This is a genomic window from Rossellomorea vietnamensis, from assembly GCF_008180415.1.
Classification (GTDB): domain Bacteria; phylum Bacillota; class Bacilli; order Bacillales; family Bacillaceae_B; genus Rossellomorea; species Rossellomorea vietnamensis_C.
Genome location: NZ_VTEI01000019.1, coordinates 1 through 15,929, shown reverse-complemented (window position 1 = coordinate 15,929; position 15,929 = coordinate 1). Strand labels below are relative to the sequence as shown.

Below are 15,929 nucleotides of genomic sequence, written 5' to 3'. Positions count from 1 at the left end.
TGTTCTGCAAACGCCCCGGTTTATAGAATAAGGATAAATACTCCTTTGTTCATTTGCCTTTTAATAGAACAAAAAGGTTTTTAGAAAGTTTAAAAAATAATGTCACTACTTCTGCAATTATCCAAAATGGAAGATATAACATAAATGCCATAAGACCGCTCTTTTCGAGAACTAACAGCAAATGGTCGCCATTCCTGTTTTTTTCTTCATAATATCGGTTCAGTTCTTTATATTCCCTTCTTAGATTTTTAATGAGTTCCCTCTCCTTCCTCTTATCTCCTTTTCCATTAACCCCTTTACTTGAACAAAGGGCGGCTACTTGTTCAACAAACACCTTTTTCAGTTTGATTTAGTTTGTTTAAACCATATTTTCCAATCTTCAATTTTATCAATTTCAATAATATTTAAGTTCTCAGGAGTTGGAACATTACTTTTAATATAACCAACTTCATATCCAAATTCCTCGTTAATACTGATTGTTTGAATTTCACCATTTCCTTCAAATGGTCCGTTCATTTGGACACTTTCTTTAGCTTTCCATCGACCGTCTTCTTTATGAACATCGGCAAGCCAAATATCCTCCCCATTCATTACTCCTCTAAAAACTATTAAGACTAAATCTTCATTTACCTTATGAGTGCCATATATATTTATTTGTCTTTCTTCGTTTTCTACCTCTATCATCCTTAAAGCGTCTTCTGGTGATTTAGCTGGTTCTTGACTACTTTCATTACATCCTACAAGTAAAAACACAAGTGCCACAAATACAAGGGCTAAGCTTTTATTCATTTTTCCACCCTCTCTAAATTTAAAATAAGTACGTGGTCTAAACAGATAAGAATTGTTTCACTATACTGCCCTTTAACTTAATACCAATTATTTCAAAACCAAGCAGCTTACTCAAGAAAAACTTTAACCCAAAAAGCTTATCCTGTTCAGAATAAGCCTCCTAATCCTCTTTAACTCAATTAAGCAACATCACTTGATCATCGATTTATAAGCAATGCTGTATTTTTAACAAATTCTTTATACGGTGTTTCCGGTAACGTTCCAATACCATCTAGAGCATATTTTGAATAATGCACAGCCTTTTGCTTTTCATCAAGTTGATCATAACATCGTGCAATGTACGCGTATACCTCATACATAAGCGACAGGTCAAAGGGGTGGATCCATTCCGGTATTTCTTTAAATTCCAGAAAACTCTTTAATGCTTGCTCATACTGTTTTGCTCTAAACAATGACTTCCCTTTTTCCATTGCATAGTATGGGTCCAAACCATTTATATAATAATACTCTTCTATAAACTGCTCGGCCTTTGTAAAGTTTCTTGTATACTTATTATGATAGTGAGCTTTTAAAATCAAAACAGCTGACCTAGACTCATCACTGTCTATAAACTCTCCAAACAAGGTTAATTTTTTCAAGTAAATCTCCACGTCTTGTTCTTCTGCATTCATCATTGCATAAAAACAGGCTAGACGGTACAAACCCTCTATTTGATAAAAAGTACCACTTTTATATGAGAGGGAGATGGAACTTTCTAATTTCTTTTTAGCATCATTATATTTTCCAATAGCGAACAAAAGCAGGATTTCATTGTAATCCAACTCCAACTTACCAAGAATGTTTAAATTCGCATTTTCATTCTCCCACCTTTCCTTTCGCTCGATTAACATTCCAAAAGCTGTGTAATAATTTCGCTTTTCCATATATGCCTTTACAAGAAAAGAAAGGAATTTTGCTGCTTCATTATGAAGATTAAGAGCTATGTACATTTCTTCCGCCTGCTTATATATCTCCTCCCATTCTCCTCTTCCTGCATGGTAGGATGCCCTGCTATATCTCTCTAGAATTGCCGCAGCCTCATAAGATAAAGGAAGCGAATCCAGGGGTAATGATGATAAAAGTTCCACAACCTTTTCATATTCCTTTTTGTTAAAAGGATCTTCCGTTTCCTGTAGTAGCCCACGAATTTCAGTAATACTAATATTTTCGAGGAGCTCATTCACAGACACTCCTAGCTTTCCCGCTATATAAATTAAGCTCTCCATAGAAGGTTTTGCCTTATTGTTTTCTATAAGGCTTAGCATTCCTTTTGTCATCCCTTTACCTGCCAGCCCTTCAAGTGTTAACTTTTTTCTTTTTCTTAATGTTTTAATTCTTCCACCTAGTTTCTCCACCTGCACACCCCCAAGTACTTGTTATTTGTTTAATTATATTAAACTTATACTTGAAAGAAAACCCTTTGCCATGTTATATTTTGTTTAATTAAATTAAACTTTTTTTTACGAGGAGGATATCCTAGTGACTGAAGAGTATAAAATTAAGCAGGCAACGTACCATTTAAGGGTGTTTTCAATCAGTAAATTCATTTCTACTTTTGGAAACAGTATTTACAGCTTTGGAATAAGTGTGTATGTAATAGAACTCACTGGTTCTGCACTCGGATTTGCGATTAACCTAATATGCAGCGTACTGCCACGAATTCTTCTAGCTCCTGTATTTGGATACTTGGCGGATCGCTATTCTAAGAAATTCATCATCCTATTATCTCAATCTTTTGCTGCATTTGTCGTGGGAGGGCTCTTGGTTTTCAATTTGCTTTTTTCTATAAAAATAGTTGTAATTTATATGACTACTTTTCTTCTATCTATTTCATCTATGTTTACGGGGATTACCTTTACTTCCTCAATCTCATCTCTCGTTGATGAAGATTGTATTCAACGGGCAATGGCCATTAATCAGGCTTCTGTCTCCTCGTCTGCTATCGCCGGACCAGTTTTAGGTGGATTGATGTACGGCTTTGTTTCTTTGAATGCCTTTTTGCTTACCCATATGGTTTCCTATGCAGTCGCTGTATTGCTCGAATCGACAATGAAATTTAAGTTATACTCCACTATCGCCGATCCGAATACCAAGAGAGAAAAGCTTTTCAAAAGCATTGCTAGTGGGTTTGGTTATATAAAAACCCAAGGTATTCTTTGGACAATAATGAGAATGGCCATCCTTATTAACCTTTTTTCAGTTTCTATGGTAGTGGGCATGCCCTACATCACGGTTGAAGAGCTGGGAATTGATTCATTTCATTTTGGAGTTATTGAAGGATTCTTTGCAGGAGGTATGTTGGCTGCCTCCCTGTATTTTTCAATAAGAAAAGAATTAAACAATCCGCTGATTGTTGTAAAAAAAGGGATTATCCTCATTGCTCTATTATTGGCAACAGCTACAATACCTGTCTTGTTAACCTTTACTTATAATGTAAATCTTCTTTATTATATAACGCTTGCCTTTCTTTATGGGGTTACGCTGACTTGTATTAACACACCAATAGGAGTAATGTTTCAAAAAGGAATTAAAGAGGAGTTTAAGGGGAGAGTGTTCGGGATTTTGGAAACAATCTCCCAAGCCATGTCACCGCTTGGAATGATTATTTTTGGGCTGTCTTTCGAATGGATCGGTATAGGATGGTCCATGATTCCTTCAGCTTTTTTCCTGGTTGCAATAACAATCATTATGCTGAGGCCTTCAATTATTAGAGGAGCTGCTCTCACCGTCAATCAACCATAGTCTATCTTCGCCCTGTTAATACTAATTCGGAAATTTGCTTACTTCCTTAAGTTAGAGCAATTGTTTAAGAAGGAAGCTACTTTTCTTCTTCCATTAAATGGCCCGAAACAAGAAGAAAGAGCCTCATACCCACTAAGGGTTGAAGCTCTGAAATATTAAAAATATTTACAATAGAAGTCCTGACGCAGCTTCCCACTAAGTTGAGCATAGATCTTTGTCGTCTCACTTTTCTCATGTCCCAAAAGGCTTTGAATCACTTCAAGGGGCGCACCGTTATTAATTAGATGAGTGGCATAACAATGTCTTAATTGATGGGGGTGAATGCTCTTCTTTATACCTGCTCGCTTAGAAACCCGTTTTATAATGTATCGAATCATATCAATGCTCATCCGGTGTTTGGGTTTTCTCTCTGTTATGAATAGACAATCCTCTTGATCATCCCGTTCATCCAAGTACCGTTTCAACCAAAGGGAACAGCGAGTATTAAAATACACTCCCCTCTCTTTGTCACCATTCCCATGAACTATAACAGAGTTCGCTGAGAAGTTGATGTCTTCCTGGTTTAGCTTTACTATTTCCCCTATCCGGCAACCTGTTGAATAAAAGAATTCAAACAAGGCGTTTTCCAAGGAGCTCTCGCAAGCTTCCCTTAAGTGTTCGATTTCAAGATCGGTGAGGAACTTTGGGATTCTTTTTCCTATCTTCGGTTCCTTTAACTTAGCAGCGGGATTGTAGGGAAGATGTCCCTCATCATGTATCCACTTAAAAAGGGATCTTATACATCGGACTCGGTGCCCCAGGCTCGCCGGTTTTAAATGGTCTCCGGAATGGATCAGATAACTCTTCAGTTCGTCTGTTGTGAAGTCCTTTATGCTGATATCAGCAAAGTGTTTTAACAGAAGAGTATATTGAAAACAATAAGCTTTCAACGTTAATGGAGAATACCCTTCAATCTTCTTATCTAACTGATACTTTTCCCAGGCTTTAGACAGTCTCATCACGTTATCATCTCCTACAAGGCTGCCAACCAAGTAAACTTTGGTTCTAGTATGCCCATTCGGAAGATGGTTTATTCTAAGCTATAAAAAAATTTTTCTGCTTCTACAATCACAGCTAAATGACCATCAATCTTATATAGCGCCCCAGATAACTTAATAGACCATGCATTGATTATTTATTTGAGTACTTGGCTGCTTCGATTTTCTCACTTAACTCAGGAAAATGTTTCTTAAATGATTTTACTATCTTAGTGGTTTTGCTAAATGTATATTTTCTTATTTCATCATAAGGAATCCATATATCTCTACTTTGAACTTGATCATATAGAGACGATATTACAGCATCACGGTGATAAGGAGGGAGCTTCCTAGTTGTATGTCTTTCTATCATCTTTTCGTGGTATAGCTTATAAAGTTCCGTTGCAATCCAATCTTTTTGACTATTTTTCAATTGTGAAAATCGTTTGTTTGTTTGAAGGAGTTTTCCATTTACCTTTATATGATTTTTCATTTAGAACAGTCCTTTAATCTTACTTAACTTAACATTTGAAATCGTAACATATTTTTATTATCTCAACCCTTATAGAAGAATAAGCGTCTTCAGTTATTGCATAAACGCCCCCTATAATTGAAGATACCTAGTTAACGACTGAGTGTAATACTTATCTAAAACTTTATTTACTTCTTATCCTTTTTGACCAATAGTGAAGTTGCGATAGCACTAAAAATATCACCAATAATAGAAAAAATTGCTGCCATCTTATCATCCCTTTCTTTTGTAACCTTATATCTATATTACCAAAAACGAATACTAACGCTTTAAGTTTTTTTAATCTTCCATTAACCTACCCTTGAACAAAGGACGGCTGCCTGTTCAGCAAACGCCCCCTTTACTTGAATTAGAAACTTCTCTTTAATTTTTTACAAGCATCTCAAATTTAAGTAATTCATCTAACTTATTTATAGTATAATTTGGTTCATCCTTACCTTTAAACTCTTTGTTATTACGATTTATCCAGACACTTTTTATACCTACATTCATTGCTCCACTCACATCACTTGAAAGAGAATCACCAACATGCAGAACTTCATCCTTGGATAGATTACACAATTTTAGTGCTTTTTCAAACATTTCTGGACGTGGTTTATATGATTGCACATCTTCGCTTGTAATTACCTCTTTAACCTTTAATTTGTGATATGCAATTGCAGTATTTACATCAAAATTGTCAATATTCGAGAGTATATATACTGGAACATTATTTTGTTTGAAGAATTCCAAAGAATCATCAAAAATAGAAGGTTGCATCCAATGATTATACATTAATTCGCTTAATATATTTTCATCTAACGTTGAACCAAAATTAGAAAGTGTATTTTTTAATGAGATAGTTTCTAATACTCTTTGTGTTCTAAAAGTTTCACCATAACTCTCTTGAAATAAATTAGAAAATTCCTTCCACCAAAATCCTCCTATTTCTGTTAGAGTGGCTTCCGTCTTTGAATTATCTTTTATTTGATTACAGATTTTTGAAATTATCTCCCCATCTTCGTGTACAACAGTTCCATAAAAGTCTAAAAAAAATGCTTTAATAGACAAAAAATCTCCCCCTAAAAATTCCTAATTTATTTTATTCGGATGATATAGCCTGATTTCCTTCTTATTCCATTAACCTGCTCCAATAATTGAAGATGAGCAATTTGCTAACCTTCAGTTATGCGCTCTTTAGCTTTATTAAAAACTTATTCACATTTCCCTAAAATTTTCGTGAGTCTTATTAACCAATATAGGAAGAACCAAGGAAGAATAAATTTAGTAGTCCATTCAACTATACTAATAATGACATTAGCCGGGTTTACAAATACACGGAAAACTTGAACCAGAATCAACAAAGTTACCAGAATTATGGTACCAATAATATACCCCTTTTTCATTTCTTCTTCTCCCCCTCTCAATCATTTTTAATATCTCAAACTCTGATCCAATAATTGAAGAAGGGCAATAGCCGGATCAATTAGCTGATCTTCAGTTAATGCCCCCGTTTGTTGAATACTCTTGTCATTGTCCAACCTTTAATGAACCCGTTTCAACTAACCATTTATCAATGGCTTTAACAGAGAAATAGAACTCATTTCCAACTTTTATATACGGAATCATACTTTTTGAAATATCTTCACTGATGAACATTTTAATTTCCTCTTCTGTTAGACCTAAGTATTCTCCTAATTCAGATTGAGTTAATAACTGTTCTTGTTGCACTTCTTCTGCGTCTGTATGTACTCCGCTATTACTTAACCCATTTGAAATGAACCAACTACCTATCACGATAGCAATGGCTAATGAAAATATGGACAGTGAAATTAAATCGTTTTTCATTATATTCCCTCCTTTGTAGTTTTAACGGTCCAGACATAATAAAGTTTCAACCTTATTAAATAAACCTGCCCCAATAATTGAAGAAGGGCAATAGCCGGATCAATGAGCTGATCTTCAGTTATTAACTATAACCTTTTTATCATTTACTATTTTCTGTGATTTCTCTGTCTTCATTAAATTCTTCTATAGCTTTCATCAGGTTATTATCATGGTAAGGCGTATTTCTCATGCCTGCATCGAATAGCATAATCAAATGTTCCTGAACCTCACGAGATTCTTTCACGCGGTACGCCCCCTCACTTTGAACCTCTTGAATTAACGTATATTTTCTCTCGTCAGGCAACTCCTGCCAATGCTTTACAAGTAGCTCTTCATCCTGTAATTCTCTTACTTTTTCTGCACTGGAATAAGAACAAGCAAATAGGATTAAAGATAATTGGAATATGAATATATGTATAAATATTTTTTTCAATGGTTTTCTCCTCAGAACAAATGTATTACAAAAATTATTAGTTACGACGTACTCTTCTGTTAACCTGCCCCTATAACTGAATAAAGTAAAAAACCAGAGTACAATCTTAAACTCTGCTACCGCCATTTAGGGACAATGTATTTTTTACTTTAGGCCAGCAGCAAAACTGCCCCTTGGAGGATAAGTGGTGCCTAAATCCCTCAAGCTGAAAAAAATAAAGTGACCTTTTTGTTGGTCACTTTGTACTTAGTTAGTTGTCTTAACAGATTCCTTTAAAAATTTGAATAGAAGTGATGCGCCTGAAATATTTAAAACAATGCTTGCTCCCAGTAAAACTACCCAAATAGAAGTTTGAGACTGCAAAGTAATAGATAACATTAAAAGTACTAAACCTGTTAAAACCAAGGTAAGTCCCGTTAACTTATTATTCATCATAATCCCCCTTATCTATATTTTAATGATGTTATTATACCATAAATATCCATGTTATCTCTAAGAGTCTATTACTCGGGGTAGACTAAAATGGCTTGGATAGGATGATCTTCATTTATCGCCCCCGTTAATGCAATGAGAAATAATTTTCTAGTAGCTGGTTTATTTTAATAGAATTATCCTTTGGATTTTTTCTTTTTTTCTAAAAATTCGTCGTACTCTCCCCAAATGATATATCCTATTCCGATTATCAAAGAAAATAGACTGAAGGTACTAAGTAGACCTCCAACATAATCTAACATTCCATTAAATAACTGCTCATTCCAACTAACAACACCAGAACCAAAAATAGCTGCACTCATGTATTTAGTTGAAATTAAAAAAGCAGATATAGCTATAAATGAAACACCAACTCCCCGTCTTTTCATTTCTTATCAATCCTCCCCATTTTTAATATCTTATTAAACTAACCTGCCCAATAACGGAATAAGGGAAATTTAGAGGTCGTATACCACTCTGTATTATAGTAATGATATTACCTCTCCTTTTTACCTATTTCTCCAAATGAATTTAATATCAAATGAGAACTAATTAACGACAATAGGTAAGCAATGACAGGTTCATTTGTATTCCAAATTGAAACTAACGCTAAAACAATAATATTGAAAGACCAAAAAGAATTATTAAATAAAGAAAAACACTTATTACTGCACTGGTCATAAAAGCCTCCACCGAAATTAACGTTCTTTAAAATATTTTCATTGTTATCCAATAATATAAGGAGGGCAATATCCTCAGATCAATTAACTGATCTTTAGTTATTTGCCCCTATTTGTTGAAGAAAAAGATTAATCAGATAATTTTTTTTATGTACGGGTTAATATAATTTCGATATTCATTTGTTAAACCCTCTGGCAATTCAGTAAGTTAAAAATACTGGACATCATAAGATTCTTTTTCATCAATTTCAATATTCCCATTTACTTCATTTGACACATATACAGCAGTTACTGAATAGAGTTCATCACCATTAGATACTTTAAAATAATATTCGGGACCAGAAAAAACATCTAATAACTTCAATTTCCCTATATCTAGACCTGTTTCTTCTTTTACTTCTCTTCTTGCAGCATCTTCTAAACTTTCTCCTAATTCCATAAGACCTCCTGGTAACCCCCAGCCGCCGTCTGTTCGATGTTGTAATAATAACTCATCCTTCTCATTTAAAACCAACACAACAGAACCTGTAAGTATGAGAGGTCTATTGCCTACTAATTTTCGTAAATCTTTGACATAATCCATCTTTTTTAATACTCCTCCATTGCTTTTCTACATTAAAACTCTTTTTATGTAAAGGCACTCCGTTACTTCAATAAGGTAATTCGTTCCCTTCTTTATCAAAATACTCGAAATCGGTTTGTTCTATTAAATAAGGTTGTAAACGGTGAAATAAATCTGGTCTAATGGCTGCAGATTAGTCCAATAATGACATAGTTTATTTGTTAGCTATTACAACTAATAAATCTGCAAAATCGGCTAACCAGAGTGCCGAATAACCAGTACTTATTGCTATACCAACCAATGCAAGAACGCCTACCAATTTTAGTGTATAGTCGTCAAACTTCACTTCTCTGCCTCCTCTGCTCACAACTTTGTCATTTCCTCTCTATACGTTCCTTGTTCAACTATTCTCCCTTTAATATAATAACATTTATTTCAAAATCTAGTAGTTTACTCAAGAAAAACTTATATCAAAAAGGAGTTTATCCTATTCCCGATAAGCCCCCGTTTAAGTACAATACTTCCCAATATAGTTTGTTAAAGGATAAAGAAGTTTCCTTTAACAAAATCAAATACACTTTATTTTAAATACATCAATTTTTTCGTATTTATCATCTGAAACAGTTTCAACATAAATCCAACCTCTATTTCTATAATATTCTGATGTATCTTCTGTTCTTAAATAAAGTTCATTAAATCCTAATTCTTTGACTACACCTATTGTTATCGCTACTAACTTTTGCCCTATACCTCTACTGCGAGAATCTGGCTTCATATATAGAGATGCAAGCCAAGGTTTGTACATATCTCTTACCTTTAAATCATTTTCAATTATAGATACTGTTCCTAAGCATTCTCCGTTCTCTATAGCCACAAGTGTTATCGGAAATGTAGAGTCCCTGGTATTTGAAAAGTGTCTAACAACATCTTCATATTCCATACCACTTCCTGTTCTTACTACAAATTCTTTATAAATCATTACAGAAACTTCTTTTAAATTAGAGTGATTATTGATTTTTTAAAACCAGCTGCTTACTCAAGGAAAAGTTTCAATGAAAAAGAAGCCTACCCTGTTCTGGATAAGTTAGCAATAGGTAAGCGTTTGAAGTTATCTCCGGCTTTTCCCCTGCTCCACACCTGGACGTGCTAGTTTCCCAGCATCCGGCGCTCCATCTACTGATATGTAATAGATTATAAGTTCCTCGTTACATTGACGATTAGGATAATACGATATTTGCCTGTTCGCATACCTTCCGGTATTGATTAATTTTATTCAAAATGGGTTCTGAGATGTTGAGCTTTTTGAGAATTGACTCTATCTTCTCCATGTCTGTTAGGTGGATTAACCGGTGAATATCCTGGTGAAGAATTCGCAGGTTATGAAACTTATCGGTTCCTCCTTGTGACCTTGGGAGATAGTGATGACAATGCACTTCAAATGCCTGTAAGTCCCAGCCTGTAATTTCACATTTCCCCATTTTCATACTGTATCGGCTTATTCTATTATCCGCATATTCAACTGACCGATTAGGAAGGTTGGAGTTCATCAAATTACTGATTTCCTTTTGGATATCAGGACGAAGCTTTTTGTATAGCATGTCTCGACCTTCCTCTGTATAGGGTGTTACCTTTGGACTAAAGTTTAACGAGTTAACCGTTTTAACAATTCCTAGTTGGAAAAGGTAGACTTCAGCGACTTTAAAGGTTTTCATGGTCACACTGTAAAATCTTTTAAACAGAGGCGGTGGGTTACTTGGATGTTGATGCTTCCCAACCGGTTTAAGTCGATTGTATATGAACGGCTTTAAATCGTAGGCAAGACGTGTGAACACCGGATTCACATGTGTCGCTCGCTTAAAATAATTATGGATGCCCAATACAAAACTGTTAAATCGCAGAACGTTTTGGGAAGTTGGTGAAGTTTTAATCCGACGGATTAGCCTTTTAGCTTCCTGTTTGATTTGTTTCTTCTTCTTTTGAATAACGCCGGTATGCGCTACTCGTTTCTTCCCTTTTTTGTTCGCTCGTATCGTAAATCCTAGAAATTCAGACTCCCTTTTGCGCAGGTTAAGGATTTTTGATTTCTCTGGGGAGATATCAAGATTGAGCCGTTCCTTCAAATATCGACGGACTGCATGATACCACTTTTGAGCAGTCTTTCCATCCCGGCAAAGAATTTTGAAGTCGTCCGCATAGCGGACGAGGTATCCTTCCTTCAGATTAGTCCGTTTCTTTGCGTATCGTTCACCAACTTTTGATTTGTATGATTTATGCAGGGGAAAGAACTCCCATTGATCAGCAATCCACTGATCTAAATCATTCAACACGATATTAGAGAGAAGGGGAGATAAAATTCCACCTTGAGGTGTCCCTTTGTCGGGAATTCCTTCTCCATCAATTTCTGCTTTTATCATTTTAGAAATACAAGCTAATACTTTCCTATCCTGTATTCCTAAATTCCAAAGCTGTTTCATTAACCGTGTGTGGTTTACATTATCAAAGAAACTCTTGATATCAATATCAACAACAAAATGAAGAGAGGCTTGATTAATTAGGGATTGAATCCTTGCCATCGCATGATGGGCAGACCGTAGAGGTCTAAAACCATAACTGTGCTTATAAAAATGAGCCTCCGCAATGGGTTCGAGAACCTGCTTAAAACTTTGTTGGATAATTCTGTCCAGAATACAGGGAATACCTAGCGGTCTTCTTTTCCCATTGTCCTTTTCAATCCATTTTCTTCTGACTTTCTTAGGTTGATAGCTTTTCAGTATTGTACGCACCTTCAAGACCAGTTCATCTTCGGATAATTCCTTGATATCCGATATCGTTTTTCCATCGGTCCCAGGTGTGTTTGAACCCTTATTGGATTTGATGGTACGATAAGCGAGTAAGATGTTTTCTCTTGAAGTGATGACATTATAAAGAAAGGAAAAGCTGTTTCCTTCCTGGGCTTTCTCATATAGTTCCGTGAATGTCTCCGTCATATTGTAGTAATCCCAGTATCGCAGTGTTGGCACTGTGGCATCCCTCCTTGTAGAAGTGATGTCCCCACATTCTTACCCGACCGGCACCATTCACGTATAGGAAAATAATCGTTTCATTCAGTAGACTTGGGGCTGTTCCTCCACTTTCATTACAAAAGCTTCTTCAGTCGTCCCCCTACCCTCACAAGGATAAATGCCTTTCGTAAACCTTATAGCAAACGCTTCGAGTGACAGCTCTTGGTTCAACGTTCCTTGCTTTCCAAGTACCTTACAACGTAGCTTTTCATTCTAGAGTTAGGTGCTTCCTTTAAGCCTGTGAGCTTGATACCGCCGTAGTCCGGTATAGCGTCTTTCAGAGGGGGCAATTTTACTCCACACCACTCACCCCATCGGAAGATGGGACATAAGTTTCCCTATGTTCTTAACTCTAGACCCTTACCTTCGGAAGTTCGTCAGTTCTTTAGCTAATAGAACTATTCTCACCATTTCTAGTTTTTCAGCCGTGCGGCATATCCGTTGGCATACCTTTTTGGCTTCAGCCTTCGTTCTGCCGAATCTACCTGTGCTCCAAACCCTATAACCTGCCAGTTATAACGCATGCAGGAGTATTGACGGGATGGTTTCGGGTAACATGGAACCGTCATTCCCATCCTCGGTTGTAAAGTTAGAATTTCAATTGAAAATTCCCTGCTTTTCACGCTTGATAGCGCTTATAGCAGAACTTGTCGCGCGCCCCCTTTAATTGAAGATGTTAATGACGCTCCATAATGTCCTTAAACTGACGGCTCATTTTGTCCTGAACTTGACGGATTTATTGCCTATTAAAGATACAGAAGGGAGGCTTGTGAGGCCTCCCCAAAACATCTATAAATCTACCTCATAGGTTTCATTTTGCTTCAAATAAAAACGGACTTCGTGACTGCCGGTGATAATGTACCAATCTCTGCCGAGCTCAAGCCTGCATGACAACACCTTTCCATAACCAAGGTTCAGCTCGAACCATTCGCCACACCTCAGTTTGTAACCTTTTTGATCTCCCCAATTAACAATCCAACAATCAAGTGTCTCATCAAAGTACATACTCTTCCAACGGCTTTTCTTCATGCAAGTTCTCCTTCAATCACCTTCTTGACCATACGGTCATCAATGATTCTTGAGCCGTTTTGTGCTGCGAACAGAAGACAATGTGTCGCCAGTTTATTGATCAGTCGTGATGCACCACTTGAATAGCTGAAAATCTCATCCAGGGCTAGATCACTAAAAATATCTCGTTCAACACCTGCATAGCTTAAATGCTTATTCATATATTGCTCTGTTTCTGCTCTGTCAAGATGATCAAGYTTAAACTGGATATCAATGCGCTGACGGATTGCTGCGAAGGACTGAAGCTGAAGGCGATCCCAAAGCTCAGTCTGTCCCACCATAATCAATGCCATGGGACTTTGCGCATCCATACGGAAATTTAAAAGGAAACGTACTTCCTCTAACATTTCACGATCAAGCAGATGGGCTTCATCGACCACAACCACAGGCGTTATCTTGTGAATGCCTTTCATCAATTCGATTTCACGATGTAATTGGCGCTTGGCATCACCTCTGTAGAACTTTGCTTCGAGGCCCAACTGTTCTAACATTCCTTTATAGAAGTGACGTGGTGTCAACTTAGAATCTGATAAATAGATCAGCTTGAAATGAGATGGATCTAGTTGATCTGTAAATCTGCGAATAGCTGTCGTTTTTCCAAGCCCACACTCACCAGTCATGATAGCGAAAAGCTGACGTTCTGCGGCATAGTTCAGTCGTCCAATAATCTCTTCGAGCTGAGTAGATTCATATAGTTCAGTCGTTGGAATGCTGCGAGAAAATGGCGTATGGCGCATCTCAAAGAAGGACTCAAACATGACTCGTTCCCCCTTTGTTGATATGACGGAAACTCACGGCTGGGACAGAAGGTGTAATGGCGGCAGCCTTTCTTGCCTGGTTAGGTTTTTTAGCTCCCTGAAGAAGTCTTGAAGAACCGGCAGGTTCCTTTATCATCTTCTCCGGAAGAGATGGTCTTTTTCCTGTTCTCTCTGAAATCACCATTCTTTTTGCTTTCCAACTATCAAAACCCGGATAATCTACGGTTAATTCAGTAGTGTCTTTAGGGTCATAGGTAATTTCAACTTTACATCCAACGAAATTGATACCCACTTCATATTTTTCATCCTGAAAACTGATGCAGCCGGCTTTATCGACTTTCCTTGTTTCTGAATGCAGGAATGCGTGAGCGAGCTCTTCTGCAGAAACGTGGCGAATGGGCGTACCTTCACTGCGATAAGCTTCTAATGGTGTGATGTTTTTCTCTAAAGCTGAGTGCGGCTTATGAAGATAACGCTCATCAAGCCATACACCTAACCATTGATTTAACGCTTCAATTGTTTGAGGGTTTTCTAGTTTCACCTCGTTTAAAAACTCTTCGAATGTTCGATTAAAACGTTCTACTTTACCAGTCGATTCAGGCGAGTAAGGACGGGCATATAGAAGCCGTGTACCTAACTTGGAACAGGTTCTGGCCATCCATTTCGTCCGGTACTGCTTACCGTTATCAAAGTAAACACTTTCAGGAACCCCATGCTTTCTGACAGCTTCACGAAAAGCATCTTCAACACAACGAGCATCAAGCATAGGATAGAATGCCACGTGAAGAGGAAATCGAGTCGCGTCGTCTAAAAAARCTACCATATATACCTGTTTTTTCGTACCGTTCGGTCCAATCGGTAAATAAGGTCCATATTTAATATCAGAGTGCCATAAGGCATTACGACAACGCTTCTGAAAACGTCGGACTGCTCCAGATGTTTCATGATACATCTTCATTTGCCGTGAACTATAACCACGTTTTGCGAGACGCTCCTGCAGTGTTGATCGTTTCAGTACACCTTTTTCTACAAGGCCATCCCACTCGAGGATTTGAATAATGGAGGCAATACTCCTACTTGGCACTTCACGTCTCAGTAAAATAGCCTGTTCAAGCACTTGATCCTGTAATTCTTCTGGAACTGAACGATAAGGTTTTTGTTTTAGACCCTCAAAGCCTTTTTCTTTAAACTGCGAGATATAGCGTCGAATGGTGCGTTCTGAAAGTCCGTGCCTCAGACAGATTTGCTTGATGAGTCTTCCTCGCTCCTGCTTATCCAATTCTTCATCTAATAACGGCGCAATCATTTGAAAGCGATTCGTCGCCTTTTCATCTGCTTTAGTTCTATCCATTGTTAACACTCCTTTTTTCTTGATAATTGAAGTGTAAATCATGGATAAGCGGACAAAAACGCAGAACGGGTATGTATCCAAAAATGATGATTTGCAACTGGATGGACAATTTYCCCCAGCCATCCACTTGCTGTGCCAAACCATTGTCCAATTCGTTTATGTACAGGCAAAAGGCGACTGGACAGGTCGACCGTTGGGGTCTCATTCTGATCAATTTGAATTAGTAAGGATTGAAGAATAAACAACCAGTAATCAATCAAAGTAGAAAACCATTTCCTCCACCTGTAAATCGTAGATTCATCTGCTGCCACCGTCAGGTGGGCTGTTTGGAAAATGGTTTCCTCGATGACATCTGCAGCGTATCGTTTATATGGGATCATTAAGTCAGGAAGCTCGTGGTGAATCTTGTTGCACTGCTGGCAACGCAGCCTCCTGATGATAAACGTTCTGGCCATGCCTCTCTCATCTTTTAACTTTCTCTCCCTTGAACCAATGACCTTGAAGTCCTGATGATTACAACAGGGACAAGGAACCTTTTCTGCACATTTAATAAAAAACGC

General features: G+C 37.1%; 18 protein-coding genes. 1 reads left to right on the top strand and 17 read right to left on the bottom strand.

The genetic code is table 11. From position 1 onward, the window contains the following. Positions 1–339 precede the first annotated feature (339 nt). Both FZC78_RS21340 and FZC78_RS21335 read right to left on the bottom strand, forming a co-directional pair. On the bottom strand, positions 340–789 hold the full coding sequence (locus FZC78_RS21340; RefSeq protein WP_148942099.1) for a hypothetical protein: 450 nt from the start codon (positions 787–789) through the stop codon (positions 340–342). Positions 790–986: 197 nt separating this feature from the next. Next, positions 987–2,183, bottom strand: coding sequence for a helix-turn-helix domain-containing protein (locus FZC78_RS21335; RefSeq protein WP_187445048.1), 1,197 nt, complete (start codon positions 2,181–2,183; stop codon positions 987–989). Between the two features lie 124 nt (positions 2,184–2,307). On the opposite strand from FZC78_RS21335, the gene FZC78_RS21330 reads away from it, so the two are divergent. Continuing rightward, the gene (locus FZC78_RS21330; RefSeq protein WP_187445047.1) at positions 2,308–3,570 is read left to right on the top strand and encodes an MFS transporter; all 1,263 of its coding nucleotides are present in this window, start codon (positions 2,308–2,310) and stop codon (positions 3,568–3,570) included. A gap of 155 nt (positions 3,571–3,725) precedes the next feature. On the opposite strand, the gene FZC78_RS21325 is transcribed toward FZC78_RS21330, so the two are convergent. From FZC78_RS21325 to FZC78_RS21260, 15 genes are all read right to left on the bottom strand, one after another. Next, complete coding sequence (locus FZC78_RS21325; protein WP_148942139.1) at positions 3,726–4,568, bottom strand: tyrosine-type recombinase/integrase; 843 nt, start codon at positions 4,566–4,568, stop codon at positions 3,726–3,728. Between the two features lie 172 nt (positions 4,569–4,740). Beyond that, entirely contained in the window at positions 4,741–5,079 is a 339-nt protein-coding gene (locus FZC78_RS21320) for a hypothetical protein (protein ID WP_148942096.1), read from the bottom strand. Between the two features lie 402 nt (positions 5,080–5,481). Beyond that, positions 5,482–6,168: an HAD family hydrolase gene (locus FZC78_RS21315; RefSeq protein ID WP_148942095.1), complete on the bottom strand. Its 687-nt coding sequence runs from the start codon at positions 6,166–6,168 to the stop codon at positions 5,482–5,484. A gap of 459 nt (positions 6,169–6,627) precedes the next feature. Continuing rightward, complete coding sequence (locus FZC78_RS21310) at positions 6,628–6,945, bottom strand: hypothetical protein (RefSeq protein WP_148942094.1); 318 nt, start codon at positions 6,943–6,945, stop codon at positions 6,628–6,630. Between the two features lie 139 nt (positions 6,946–7,084). Beyond that, positions 7,085–7,417 (bottom strand): hypothetical protein, encoded by a 333-nt coding sequence (locus FZC78_RS21305; RefSeq protein WP_148942093.1) that lies wholly within the window; start codon positions 7,415–7,417, stop codon positions 7,085–7,087. A 246-nt stretch (positions 7,418–7,663) separates the two neighbouring features. Beyond that, positions 7,664–7,852, bottom strand: coding sequence for a hypothetical protein (locus FZC78_RS21300; protein WP_252183702.1), 189 nt, complete (start codon positions 7,850–7,852; stop codon positions 7,664–7,666). A gap of 173 nt (positions 7,853–8,025) precedes the next feature. Then, complete coding sequence (locus FZC78_RS21295) at positions 8,026–8,277, bottom strand: hypothetical protein (protein ID WP_148942092.1); 252 nt, start codon at positions 8,275–8,277, stop codon at positions 8,026–8,028. Positions 8,278–8,776: 499 nt separating this feature from the next. After that, positions 8,777–9,151, bottom strand: coding sequence for an NUDIX hydrolase (locus FZC78_RS21290; protein WP_353733591.1), 375 nt, complete (start codon positions 9,149–9,151; stop codon positions 8,777–8,779). Between the two features lie 193 nt (positions 9,152–9,344). Further along, positions 9,345–9,476, bottom strand: a complete 132-nt coding sequence (locus FZC78_RS24650) for a hypothetical protein (RefSeq protein ID WP_286365513.1) — start codon at positions 9,474–9,476, stop codon at positions 9,345–9,347. Between the two features lie 222 nt (positions 9,477–9,698). Continuing rightward, a complete protein-coding gene (locus FZC78_RS21285; protein ID WP_148942091.1) occupies positions 9,699–10,109 on the bottom strand; it encodes a GNAT family N-acetyltransferase in 411 nt (136 codons plus the stop codon). 238 nt (positions 10,110–10,347) lie between these two features. After that, positions 10,348–12,150 carry a group II intron reverse transcriptase/maturase gene (gene ltrA / locus FZC78_RS21280; RefSeq protein WP_187445046.1) on the bottom strand — a complete coding sequence of 601 codons (1,803 nt, stop codon included), beginning with the start codon at positions 12,148–12,150 and terminating at the stop codon, positions 10,348–10,350. An 831-nt stretch (positions 12,151–12,981) separates the two neighbouring features. Next, positions 12,982–13,221 (bottom strand): DUF5348 domain-containing protein, encoded by a 240-nt coding sequence (locus tag FZC78_RS21275; RefSeq protein WP_113928799.1) that lies wholly within the window; start codon positions 13,219–13,221, stop codon positions 12,982–12,984. Beyond that, entirely contained in the window at positions 13,218–14,018 is an 801-nt protein-coding gene (locus FZC78_RS21270) for an ExeA family protein (protein WP_148942090.1), read from the bottom strand. Before FZC78_RS21270 ends, FZC78_RS21275 begins: the two co-directional genes overlap by 4 nt. Beyond that, complete coding sequence (locus tag FZC78_RS21265) at positions 14,011–15,369, bottom strand: DDE-type integrase/transposase/recombinase (RefSeq protein ID WP_148942089.1); 1,359 nt, start codon at positions 15,367–15,369, stop codon at positions 14,011–14,013. The genes FZC78_RS21270 and FZC78_RS21265 overlap by 8 nt, the downstream gene beginning before the upstream one ends. Positions 15,370–15,407: 38 nt before the next feature. Then, the coding region (locus FZC78_RS21260; RefSeq protein WP_252183701.1) for a DUF6431 domain-containing protein at positions 15,408–15,929 on the bottom strand (522 nt) is incomplete at its 5' end.